At 43.7% G+C, this 12,253-nt stretch carries 9 protein-coding genes; all 9 read left to right on the top strand.

What is annotated here, in order from left to right:
* The first annotated feature begins 57 nt into the window (after window positions 1-57).
* The 9 genes from BLS28_RS11865 to pgl all read left to right on the top strand — a co-directional run bounded on the left by BLS28_RS11865 (window position 58) and on the right by pgl (window position 12,058).
* Entirely contained in the window at window positions 58-2,442 is a 2,385-nt protein-coding gene (locus BLS28_RS11865) for an alpha-L-rhamnosidase-related protein (RefSeq protein ID WP_091167630.1), read from the top strand.
* A gap of 243 nt (window positions 2,443-2,685) precedes the next feature.
* Window positions 2,686-3,441: an ROK family protein gene (locus tag BLS28_RS11860; protein WP_090532325.1), complete on the top strand. Its 756-nt coding sequence runs from the start codon at window positions 2,686-2,688 to the stop codon at window positions 3,439-3,441.
* A gap of 38 nt (window positions 3,442-3,479) precedes the next feature.
* Complete coding sequence (tkt, locus tag BLS28_RS11855) at window positions 3,480-5,483, top strand: transketolase (protein WP_091167078.1); 2,004 nt, start codon at window positions 3,480-3,482, stop codon at window positions 5,481-5,483.
* A gap of 81 nt (window positions 5,484-5,564) precedes the next feature.
* Entirely contained in the window at window positions 5,565-6,272 is a 708-nt protein-coding gene (rpiA, locus tag BLS28_RS11850) for a ribose 5-phosphate isomerase A (RefSeq protein ID WP_091167076.1), read from the top strand.
* A gap of 269 nt (window positions 6,273-6,541) precedes the next feature.
* A complete protein-coding gene (tal, locus tag BLS28_RS11845) occupies window positions 6,542-7,630 on the top strand; it encodes a transaldolase (protein WP_091167073.1) in 1,089 nt (362 codons plus the stop codon).
* Between the two features lie 101 nt (window positions 7,631-7,731).
* Complete coding sequence (locus tag BLS28_RS11840) at window positions 7,732-8,358, top strand: HAD family hydrolase (protein WP_091167070.1); 627 nt, start codon at window positions 7,732-7,734, stop codon at window positions 8,356-8,358.
* Window positions 8,355-9,779, top strand: a complete 1,425-nt coding sequence (gene gnd / locus BLS28_RS11835; protein WP_091167067.1) for an NADP-dependent phosphogluconate dehydrogenase — start codon at window positions 8,355-8,357, stop codon at window positions 9,777-9,779. Before BLS28_RS11840 ends, gnd begins: the two co-directional genes overlap by 4 nt.
* Before the next feature lie 26 nt (window positions 9,780-9,805).
* The gene (gene zwf, locus BLS28_RS11830) at window positions 9,806-11,320 is read left to right on the top strand and encodes a glucose-6-phosphate dehydrogenase (RefSeq protein WP_090532336.1); all 1,515 of its coding nucleotides are present in this window, start codon (window positions 9,806-9,808) and stop codon (window positions 11,318-11,320) included.
* 6 nt (window positions 11,321-11,326) lie between these two features.
* A complete protein-coding gene (gene pgl, locus BLS28_RS11825; RefSeq protein WP_091167064.1) occupies window positions 11,327-12,058 on the top strand; it encodes a 6-phosphogluconolactonase in 732 nt (243 codons plus the stop codon).
* Window positions 12,059-12,253: the final 195 nt, after the last annotated feature.

Genomic DNA, 12,253 nt, shown 5'->3' with positions numbered 1-12,253 from the left:
TTAATTGTAATTTAGCTGTACAGGCAAATGCCGATCACCTATAAACCACCCTATTTCATGAAGACATCTTTTAAACGTTACTTTTTTTTGTGTTTTCTTTTTATTACAGCATCCACCTATGCGCAAACCATCAGTCCGGCGCTTTTAAAACACCAGTGGAAAGCATCGTGGATCACTGTTCCACAGGAATCATTAAAAGAATATGGCGTTTATTACTTCAGGAAAAGCATTGAGCTTTCAGCTAAGCCTGCTTCCTTCGTCGTTCATGTATCGGCAGATAATCGCTATAAACTATACGTTAACCAAACTTTGGTTTCGTTAGGCCCCGCCCGCGGAGATACTTATTACTGGAATTATGAAACGGTTGATCTGGCGCCATATCTTCAGCCGGGCAAAAACCTCATTGCCGCTGTAGTTTGGAATGATGGCGATTATCGCCCCGAAGCACAGATCTCCTTACAAACAGGTTTCATTATGCAGGGCGATACGCCAAATGAAGAAATCATCAATACCAATAAAACATGGAAAGGCATCCGTGATAAATCATTTCAGCCTATTACCGGTATCGGCTGGCATCCTTATTACGTTGCGGGGCCGGGCGAGTGGGTAGATTTAAACCAATCTATAAAAGATTGGAACGCGACCGGGCTTGATGACAGTAGCTGGAAAAATGCTATCCGTATTGACAACGGAAATCCAAAAGGCGTAACCAATGCCTTTGGCTGGATGCTGGTGCCATCGTCAATACCCGCCATGGAATTGACCCGTCAAAGGATCCCGGTTTTAAGAAAGGCGGATGGCATAACTATTCCTTCTTCATTCCCGGCAAGCAAAACTGCGGTCACTATCCCGGCTAATACTTCGGCTACCCTGATACTCGACCAAACGTATCTTACTAACGCGTTTTTAACACTCAATTTTAGCAAGGGAAAAAATGCAGGTATCGGCATCAGCTATACCGAATCGTTGTTTAAAGCGCTTACCGGCCCGGAGGGTACTGTTAAAGGTAACCGCAATGACGTAGAGGGAAAGATCTTTGTTGGCAGGCGCGACAGCATAATTGCTGACGGCGCCTCCGGCAATTCATTTACTACCTTAACATGGCGCACTTTCAGGTATATCGAAGTAAAAATAACCACCAAAGATGAGCCATTGGTTATTGACGATATTTACGGAACGTTTACCGGGTATCCGTTTAAAATGAATGCCAAACTGGAAACGCCCAACCCCGAAATGCAGCAAATACTGGATATTGGCTGGCGCACCGCCCGCCTTTGCGCCGGTGAAACCTATACCGACTGTCCATACTATGAACAGCTGCAATACGTTGGCGATACCCGCATCCAGGCGCTGGTATCTTTTTATAATAGCGGCGATGACCGCCTGGTGCGCAACGCCATCAACCAGATGGATCATTCCCGCCTGGCCGAAGGGATCACGCTAAGCCGTCACCCCTCGTTCTCGCCCCAAATTATTTCCACCTTTTCGCTCTGGTATATCGGGATGCTGCATGATTACTGGATGTACCGGCCCGATAGTTTATTTATTAAAGACAAGCTGCCCGGCATGCGCGATGTACTCAATTTTTTCAGCAAGTATCAGCAAGCCGATGGCTCCTTAAAAGATACCCCGTACTGGACATTTGTTGACTGGGTAAACGACAAAGGCTGGGATTTTGGACAGGCCCCTAAAAGTGCCAAAGGCACTTCGGCTATATTAGACCTGCAGTTGATGTGGGCCTATCGGCAGGCCGCCGAAATGGAAGCAAAAATGGGAATGCCCGCGTTTGCTGCAATGTACAAGGCCAAAGCAGCGCAATTAAAAACCGTTATCCAAAGTAAATACTGGGATGCTGGCAAAAAACTATATGCCGATACCGAGGATAAACAACTATTTTCTCAGCATACCAACTCCATAGCTGTATTAGCGGGTATGGTAAATAGCGCGACCGCACATGATATCAGCCTAAAATTATTGAATGATAGTATGCTCACCAAATGCACCATCTACTTTAAATACTACCTGCATCAGGCCATGGTTAAGGGTGGTTTGGGCGATGATTACTTAAACTGGCTCAACATCTGGCGTGATAATATCAAAATGGGCTTAACCACCTGGGCCGAAATCTCCGACCTTGACCATAACCGCTCCGATTGTCACGCCTGGGGTGCAAGTCCGAATATTGAATTTTACCGTACTGTTTTAGGCGTGGATACGTACGCGCCGGGTTTCAGCAAAATAAAAATTGAGCCGCATTTGGGCCAGATCAGAAATATCAGCGGTGAAGTGCCCCACCCTAACGGAAAAGTTTATGCCAAATACGTGTTCGATAATGGTAAATGGAGTATTAACATAGTGCTCCCCAAAAACACATCAGGCATTTTTGTGTGGAAAGGGAAAACTTTTACACTTAAAACAGGTAATAACAGTTTAAGCATTTGAAAAAAATAACCGGGGGTATTTACATTTTACCTTAATTGCACTGATTTTGCCACGCATAAGTAAAATACTTTTAAAAATTGACTCGTTAAATAAAAGCAACGCTAACTTTACCTTAGTTGCTTCAATGGGATAAATTGATTTTATCGCATTATTTAACAATTTGATATTATTAAAATGTGATATTTATGCGCTGGGAACTAAGGTTTTCACCAAATTGCTAACCAGCTAAATAAATTACGCTAAATGAAAAAAACACCATCCCAACTAAGGGTTCTCTCAATCGATATCGGTGGATCACACATTAAAGCCACTATCCTGAATAAAAAAGGGGATTTAAAAATGGAGTACGACAAGATACCTACCCCCGCTCCTGCAAATCCCGAAAACGTTATAAAAGCTATCAACACCCTTGTAAAGGATTTTCCGGCATATGATAAAATATCGGTTGGTTTCCCGGGTTATGTAAAAAACGGGGTCGTTAAAACCGCGCCTAACCTGGGCACTGATTATTGGGCTGATGTTGATTTAAGCAAAAAACTGGAAAAAGCATTAGGCAAACCAACACAGGTGGTAAACGATGCCGATATGCAGGGCCTTGGCGTTGTTGCCGGGAAAGGTCTTGAAATGGTGATAACCCTGGGCACAGGTTTTGGTACTGCTTTGTTAATGGACGGTCATTTGTTGCCCCACTTTGAACTGGCGCACCTCCCGATAAAAGAAGGTATTACCTATGATAACTATATAGGCGAGAAGGCTTTGGAGAAAGAAGGCAAAGAGAAATGGAACAAACGCATGAAAAAGGTTTTCAAAATATTGAAAACTGTATTCAATTACGATACTTTATACATTGGCGGCGGCAATTCAGATGAGCTTACCTTTAAGCTCGACAAAAATATGAAGATAGTTACCAATGCCGATGGTATCAAAGGCGGCGCGAGGCTTTGGCTCAGTGAGGACGAAAGTAAAACCAAGCGCAAAATTGCAACACCTACCGAGTAAATTAAAAACTAACACTAACTACAATACCTGATAAAAAAATGGAAAACCAACAAGACATAGAAAAATTGGCGATTGATACCGTAAGGGTATTGGCAGCCGATGCTGTGCAAAAAGCAAACTCAGGCCACCCTGGTACAGCTATGGCGCTGGCACCAATGGGCCACGTTTTATGGACAAAGTTTTTAAACTACAACCCTAAAAACCCCGATTGGGCAAACCGCGACAGGTTTATCCTTTCGGCAGGCCACGCTTGTATTTTACAGTACAACTTTTTGTATTTAATGGGCTATGATCTTTCGTTAGATGACATCAAACAGTTTCGCCAGCTAAACAGCAAAACGGCCGGTCACCCCGAGTATGGTTTGGCGCCCGGCATTGAAGTAACTACCGGTCCGCTGGGACAGGGCTTTGCCAATGCTGTGGGCTTTGCCATTGCTCAAAAACACCTGGCTGCCCGTTACAACAAACCTGGTTTTGAGCTGTTCAACTACAATATTTACACTATCTGCAGCGATGGCGACTTGATGGAGGGTGTAACTTCAGAAGCGGCATCATTGGCAGGTCACCTGCAATTGGGTAACCTGATCTATTTATATGATGACAACCACATCTCTATTGAAGGCAGCACTGATATTGCTTTTAATGAAGATGTAAGCGCCCGTTTTCGCGCATACGGCTGGCACGTGCAGGACCTTACTGATGTAAACGATACTCACGCGCTTGAGCTGGCTTTGATCAATGCCAAAGCCGAAACTCAGAAACCATCATTTATCCGCGTTCGCTCGCTGATTGCCTATGGTAGCCCTAATAAATCGGGCACTGCAGGTTCACATGGTTCGCCGCTTGGCGCCGACGAAATTAAACTGGTAAAACAGTTCTTCGGTTTCGATCCTGAAAAATCATTCAACGTACCTGACGAGGTGCTGGATTACTATCACAAAAAAGGTGCACGCGGCGCTGCAGTTGAAGAAAAATGGAACAAATTATTTGCAGATTATAAAGCAAAATTTCCTGAGTTAGCCACCGAATACGAAGCTGCCGCGAAAGGCGAACTACCTGCAGGCTGGAAAGATAAATTGCCGGTATTTAAAGGTTCCGACCCTAAAATGGCAACCCGCCAGGCCTCAGGCAAAGTATTAAACGCTATTGCGCCGGCATTGCCAAACCTTATTGGCGGTGCGGCCGACCTTGCCCCATCAACCGAAACTAACCTGAAAGAGTACGATTCGTTTACATCAGAAAACCGTGCAGGCCGCAACTTCCACTTCGGGATCCGTGAGCATGCTATGGGTTCTGCATTAAACGGTATGGCTTTAACCAAAGGTGTGTTGCCGTTTGGTGCTACCTTCCTGATGTTCTCTGAATATATGCGCCCGCCAATCCGCCTGGCGGCCATCATGAAAATAAACCCGATTTTTGTTTATACGCATGATAGTATTGGTTTGGGCGAGGATGGTACTACTCACCAGCCTATTGAGCAATTGGCTTCTTTACGTTCGATACCAAACTTAACCGTGATCCGTCCGGCTGATGCCAACGAAAGCGCGCATGCATGGCGTGTTGCCATCGAGAAAAAAGGCGGCCCAACTGTGCTGATCTTCACCCGCCAGGGCTTACCTATCCTTGACCAGGATAAATATGGCAAAGCCGAAAACCTGGAAAAAGGTGCTTATATCCTTTCAGAAGGCAGCAAAGGCCCGGATCTGATCCTGATCGCTACCGGATCTGAAGTAGCTTTAATTATGCAGGCACAGGAAAAACTGGAAGCTGAAGGCATTTCAACCCGCGTGGTAAGTATGCCATCATGGGAATTGTTTGAAAAACAGGATGCGGCTTACAAAGAATCAGTATTCCCTAAAGCAAGTAAAAAACGTTTGGCGGTTGAAATGGCATCACCAATGGGCTGGCACAAATATATCACTGACGAAGGCGATATGCTGGGTATGACCACCTTTGGCGAATCAGCCCCAGCCGAAGATCTGTACAAACACTTCGGCTTTACTGTTGATAACGTTGTTAAAAAAGCAAAAGCTCTTTTATAGAGGCAAGAAATCAAGAGTCAGGAATCAAGATCTTTCTTCCTTCCTGGCTCTTGACTCTTGACTTCTTGATTCTGAACTAACATGAACTGGAACAGCAACCTGATAAATAACCTTGAGTGGGCCGATAAGATCATCAATATCGAAGGCAAACAAAAGGTAGCTGCCGAAATTGCAGCAAAAGTTAAGGATGGCGATATTATAGGTGTTGGCTCGGGTTCAACATCATACCTGGCTTTGGTGGCCATTGCCCAAAGGGTAAAAGATGAAAAGCTGAATGTAAAAGCAATCCCAACTTCGGTAGAGCTTTCTATGTTTTGCAGTAAACTGGGCCTGCCAATAACAACGCTGTATGAACATAAACCCGATTGGCTTTTTGACGGAGCTGATGAGGTTGACCCCGACAAAAGCCTGATCAAAGGGCGCGGCGGGGCTATGTTTAAAGAGAAGTTGCTCATCAGCTCAAGTGAAGTAAGTTATATTATAGTTGATGAGTCGAAAATGGTTGATAAATTAGGCTCGAAATTTCCGGTGCCTATCGAGGTTTTCCCACAGGCATTACCTTATGTGGAAAAGGAGCTGAAAAGTTTAGGAGCCACCGAAATAGCTATCCGTCCGGCAAAAGGTAAGGATGGGCCAATAATTTCAGAAAATGGCAACCTTGTATTGGATTGCAAATTCGATGAAATTGGTAAAAGTTTTGAAAGGGATATTAAATCGATAACAGGGGTAATAGAAAGCGGGCTTTTTATCGGCTTTGATGTGAATATTATCATGGCCTCGAACAGTTAGATTTAGCCTTAAGTTCGACATCTTTAGTCCGAAATCTTAAAGAAAATGAGACTTTTGATTTGCTAATTCTAATTTAAGACTAAAAACCGGCATTTACTGCTAAAAACTGCAGACTTAACCCGGAAATATTAACAAAGTATGATATAAATCTTACAATTACTGACATTCTTATTAAGAACTTTACATAATAGACCGATTTGGTAGCAATTTTTACTACCTTCATCGCGCTTTTAACAAAATAATTAACAAACACAAAAACAAACCCTATTATGGCAACTAATAACGTAGCACAGATACATGGTTTTGGTCAGAGTATCTGGCTTGATTTTATTGACCGTGAGATCATTTCTTCAGGAAAACTTAAACAATTAATTGACGTTGACGGCGTACGCGGCGTTACTTCAAACCCTGCAATTTTTGAAAAGGCTATCAGCAGCAGTTCTGATTACGATGCTGATATCGCTGCTCTTAAATCTGAAAGCGACAACGAAAAGCTGTTTTTTGAAATAGCTGTTAAAGATATCCAGGCTGCTGCCGACCTGTTTAAAGGTGTTTACGAAGAATCAAACAAAGTTGATGGTTACGTAAGCCTTGAAGTTTCTCCGTTCCTGGCTTTAGATACCGAAGGTACTGCTAAACAAGCAGAAGAACTTTGGAAAAAAGTTAACCGCGAAAACGTAATGATCAAAATCCCTGGTACTAAACCAGGTTTGGCTGCTATTCAGCAATCAATTGCAAAAGGTATCAATATCAATGTTACCCTGCTGTTTGGCTTAGAGCGTTATGAAGAAGTGACCGAAGCTTACATTGCAGGCCTGGAAGAGCATTTAGCTGCAGGTCATAAAATTGCCCACATTGCGTCAGTAGCCAGTTTCTTTCTGAGCCGTATTGATGTTGTTGTGGACCCGATCATTGAAGCAAAAGGCGAAAAAGAGCTGTATGGTGAGGTCGCAATCGCATCAGCTAAAAAAGCATACGAAATTTATAAAAGGGTATTCAGCAGTGAAAGGTGGAAAAAACTTGCCGAGCAAGGTGCACAACCACAGCGTTTATTATGGGCAAGTACAGGCAGCAAAAACCCTGCATTTAAAGATACCAAATATGTTGAGGCATTAATTGGCCCGGACACGGTTGATACCGTTCCTCTGGAAACCGTTGACGCTTTCCGTGATCACGGTGTTGCTGCCAACACTTTAGAAACCGGTTTAGATAAAGCTACCGAGATCTTAGCCAAACTACCTTCTTTAGGTATCGACCTTGCTGCTGTAACCCAGCAACTGGAAGACGAAGGTATCGAGAAATTCAACAAGCCATTTGAAAAGTTGTTGAACGCCATCGAAACACAAAAGAATAAGTAATAAGTTCGAAGTCTTAAGTCGAAAGTGATGAGTTCGAAGTCGGGGTAATTATTTTGACTTCGGACTTAATACTAAAGACTTACGACTAAAAAAATACATCTATGGAAGTTGCTGATCTAAAGATCCTTTTTTTTGACGTGGGCGGCATTTTGCTGTCGAACGGATGGGGGCATGAGGCGCGCGAAGAAGCGGCCAAACGTTTTAACCTTGATTACGAAGAAGTTAACGCGCTGCATAATTTCATTTTTAACGTATATGAAATTGGCAGTATCACGCTCGACGAATACCTTGATACGGTGATATTTAACCACCCGCGGGATTTTGTACGCGAAGATTTTAAGGATTTCATCTATTCTACATCTGTGGAATTGCCTATGCTGCAATTCCTGAAAGATTGGAAAAAAGATTGCGGCTTCCGCATTATATCAGTGAACAACGAGGGTAAGGAGCTAAACGATTACAGGGTACGTAAGTTTAAGCTGCATGAGTGTTTTGATGCCTTTGTATCATCATGCGAAGTAAAAATGCGTAAACCTGATCCGGGTATCTGGCAGTTAGCTATGGGTATAGCCCAGGTATCGCCTCAGCAATGCGTTTATTTCGACGACAGGAAAATGTTTGTCGATACCGCGCAAAAATTAGGCATCCGTTCTTTTCAGCACACCAGCCTCGAAAACACTAAGAAAATTTTAGAAACTCTTAAAAAAGAAAACCTCAAAACAACATGAGCGCAACAGAAAATAAATACGCCTTTGGTATGATAGGCCTGGGTGTTATGGGTCGCAGCCTGCTGCTGAACATGGCCGATCATGGCTTCGCGGTGGCCGGGCACGATAAAGATACCGGTAAAGTAGATTCATTGAACCAGGAAGCTGGTGACAGGGCCGCAAAGGGCTTTGCCGATGTTAAAGAATTTATACAGAGCCTTACCACACCAAGGGCTATCATGATGTTGGTGCCTGCCGGTAAAATTGTTGACGCTGTAATTGAGGAATTAACCCCGTTATTAGAAAAAGGCGATATTCTGATTGATGGCGGTAACTCGCACTTTACTGATACAAACCGTCGTGTTGAGGAACTGGAGGCTAAAGGACTGCATTTCTTTGGCATGGGTGTATCAGGCGGTGAAGAAGGTGCCCGTCGTGGCCCAAGCATGATGCCGGGTGGCGATAAGGATGCTTATGCTGTCATGAAACCTATTTTTGAAGCCATTGCTGCTAAAGTTAACGGCGAACCGTGTGTTACTTACATTGGCCCTGGCGCATCAGGTCACTTTGTTAAAATGGTTCACAACGGTATCGAGTACGGTATCATGCAGGTAATTGCCGAAACTTATGAGATCCTTAAAAAAGGCTTAAAGTTAGGTAACGACGAAATTGGCGATCTGTTCACTAAATGGAACGAAGGCCGTTTACAGTCATTCCTGTTAGATATCACCAAAGATATTTTCAAATACAAAGCACCTGGAACCGATCATTTATTGTTAGATGATATTAAAGACGAAGCGAAAGCTAAAGGTACAGGTAAATGGACGTCGCAGGTGGCTATGGATTTGGTAACCCCAATCCCAACCATCGATACATCGGTATCTATGCGCGACCTGTCTAAATACAAATCACTGCGCGAAAAAGCTTCTGCCCTTTATAACGACCCTATTGAGCTTAAAGGAGATAAAGAAGAGTTACTGGTTGCTTTAGAGCAGGCTTTCTATTTTACCAGCATCCTTACTTATGCACAGGGTATGCACCTGCTTACCAAAGCATCTGAAGAGTATAAATATGACCTTCATTTGGGCGAAATTGCCAAGATCTGGAGAGGCGGCTGTATCATCCGTTCAGAATTTTTGAATGACATTTACAATGCTTACAATAAAGATCAGGCACTGCCTCACCTTTTGCTTGACAGTGATATACAGGCATTGGTTGCCGGTACCTTACCAGGCATCAGGAAAGTATTATCGGCTACTATTGCTGCCGGTGTTGCTGCTCCCGGTTATGCTTCAGCATTGAGCTATTTTGATGCTTTCCGCAGCGAAAGAATGCCTTCAAACCTTACCCAAGCCCAGCGTGATTATTTTGGCGCGCACACTTATGAGCTGATTGGTAAAGAAGGCACTTTCCATACACAATGGGCTCCGGCAAACGACTAATTGACGCTATTAATTAAAACAAAACAATGAGCACAACAGCTAAATCAGACCCTACCATATTTATCATTTTTGGTGGAACGGGAGATTTGAACTCCCGGAAAATTGCGCCGGCCCTATATAATCTATTTTTAGATGGATGGATGCCCAAACAATTTTCCATTATTGGTACCGGTCGTACCAAGCTAACCGACGAGCAGTTCAGAGAAAACCTATATAAAGATATCAACCAGTTTTCGCGCAGCGGTAAAACGGATGATAAACAATGGGCCGAATTTGTAAAAAACGTTTATTACCAGGTATCTGACGCTACTGATTTTGAAACATACAAAGAATTTGGCAAACGCATTGAGAAACACAACGCCGAGTGGAAAACTAAGGCAAACGTGTTGTTTTACCTTGCGGTAGCGCCTAATTTCTTCCCGATCATTGCCTCAAACATATCAAAAGCTAAATTGGCCGATGATAAAAAACGTGTAAGGATCATCATTGAGAAACCATTTGGACACGACCTGGAAACTGCAAAAGATCTGAACCAGTTATTGAAAAGCATTTTTGATGAATGCCAGATCTATCGTATCGATCATTACCTGGGTAAAGAAACTGTTCAAAATATCATGGCTTTCCGTTTTGCCAACTCCATTATGGAGCCGCTATGGAACCGTAACCACATTGAACACGTACAGATCTCCGTTACCGAGCAATTAGGCGTTGAAGAACGCGGCGACTATTATGATGGTTCGGGCGCTATGCGTGATATGATCCAAAACCACCTGCTGCAGTTGCTTTGCCACGTGGCTATGGAGCCTCCTATCAGTTTTAGCGCCGACGAAGTACGCGACCGCAAAGTTGACGTATTGAAAGCAATGCGCAAATTTACCGCCGAAGATGTTCGTAATTCGACCGTTAGGGGCCAATACGGCAGCGGATGGATGAAAGGTAAAGAAGTACCGGGATACCGCGAAGAACCAAAAGTTAATCCGGAATCAAATACCGAAACTTTTGCAGCAATTAAGTTCTTCATCGACAACTGGCGCTGGCAAGGTGTACCATTCTACTTGCGTACAGGTAAAAGAATGCACCAGTCATCATCAGTTATCACTATCCAGTTTAAAGATGTCCCTCACCAGATTTTCCCGGCCGAAGCTACCGAAAGCTGGCAGCAAAACAGGTTGATCATCAGCATTCAGCCAGAGATGAGCATCCGTTTGCAGGTTCAGGCTAAACGCCCCGGTATCGATATGGTATTAAACGCCGTTGATATGGTGTTTGACTATAAAGGTACTTATACCAACCAGGCACCTGAAGCTTATGAAACACTGATACTGGATACCATGATGGGCGATCAAACCCTGTTTATGCGTGGTGACCAGGTTGAGGCAGCATGGGAACTGGTAATGCCGATACTAAACACATGGCAAAATAAAAAGAGCCTTAACTTCCCTAATTATTCGGCCGATTCATGGGGCCCTGAAGCTGCAGAAGCTTTAATTGCCCGTGATGGCTATAACTGGTTTACTTTACCTGTAAACGGTAAAAAATAAAAGCTGATGAAACTGAATATCTATAACACAGAAGGTGAAGTTTTAACCGGGCTGGCCGATCATTTTGTTATCCTGGCTACCGAAGCCATCAACAAAAACGGGAAGTTCAGTGTGGCGCTTTCGGGCGGCAGCTCACCTAAAAAGCTATACGAGCTATTAGCTTCAACAACATACGCCGACCAGGTGAACTGGGAAAAAGTTTTCTTCTTTTTTGGCGATGAGCGCAACGTGCCACATGACCATAAAGACAGCAACTACCTAATGGCAAAAAAAGCGTTGTTTGAGCCATTGATGATCAGTCCGGCACAGATTTTCCCGGTTGAGACATCGTTTGGCCCTGCCGAAGCTGCAGCCAAATACTGGGAAGTGATCTCGGCGTTTTTTGATGACGGCGAAGCAAGCTTTGACCTGGTGCTGTTAGGCTTAGGCGATAACTCGCACACCGCATCATTATTCCCTTATACGCCGGTGTTGCATGACCGTGTGCCTGGTGTAAAAGAAGTATGGCTTGAAGATCAGCAGGTATGGCGCATTACCCTCAACGCACCGCTTATTAATGATGCTGCTCAAATAGCATTCTTAGTTTACGGCGCAGGCAAGGCCGAAGCTGTAAAACACATCCTGGAAGATGATGAGGATATTGAGCTTTATCCGGCACAGCTTATTGATTCCATATCCGGCGAAGTAGAATGGTTCCTTGACGAACCCGCTGCTGCCGATTTGGAGAATAAAGAATAATATCTGCTATTATTTTAGCAACTAAAGGGCTTGGGCGTTTGCTTAAGCCCTTTTTGTTTTGAGTAGTTCTATAATGATTACGGGATGTATATTGTAAACTAAATTCACAGGATTTTTTCGGCATTTACTCGTTTCGCCCAATTTCACGCAGAATTCATCATTTTTCGGGTCAAAAGCCCATGTTAAGCCAATGTT

It is taken from the genome of Mucilaginibacter gossypii, assembly GCF_900100945.1.
Taxonomy (GTDB): Bacteria; Bacteroidota; Bacteroidia; order Sphingobacteriales; family Sphingobacteriaceae; genus Mucilaginibacter; species Mucilaginibacter gossypii.
The sequence above is the reverse complement of the archived record's forward strand: the minus strand, read 5'-3'. Positions and strand labels throughout refer to the sequence as shown.

Bases quoted from the DNA above. Each gene is read 5' to 3' on its own strand.
- tkt (WP_091167078.1), top strand. From the start codon at position 3,480: ATGGAAAACCAACAAGACATAGAAAAATTGGCGATTGATACCGTAAGG.
- BLS28_RS11840 (WP_091167070.1), top strand. From the start codon at position 7,732: ATGGAAGTTGCTGATCTAAAGATCCTTTTTTTTGACGTGGGCGGCATT.
- pgl (WP_091167064.1), top strand. From the start codon at position 11,327: ATGAAACTGAATATCTATAACACAGAAGGTGAAGTTTTAACCGGGCTG.
- tal (WP_091167073.1), top strand. From the start codon at position 6,542: ATGGCAACTAATAACGTAGCACAGATACATGGTTTTGGTCAGAGTATC.
- BLS28_RS11865 (WP_091167630.1), top strand. From the start codon at position 58: ATGAAGACATCTTTTAAACGTTACTTTTTTTTGTGTTTTCTTTTTATT.
- rpiA (WP_091167076.1), top strand. From the start codon at position 5,565: ATGAACTGGAACAGCAACCTGATAAATAACCTTGAGTGGGCCGATAAG.
- gnd (WP_091167067.1), top strand. From the start codon at position 8,355: ATGAGCGCAACAGAAAATAAATACGCCTTTGGTATGATAGGCCTGGGT.
- BLS28_RS11860 (WP_090532325.1), top strand. From the start codon at position 2,686: ATGAAAAAAACACCATCCCAACTAAGGGTTCTCTCAATCGATATCGGT.
- zwf (WP_090532336.1), top strand. From the start codon at position 9,806: ATGAGCACAACAGCTAAATCAGACCCTACCATATTTATCATTTTTGGT.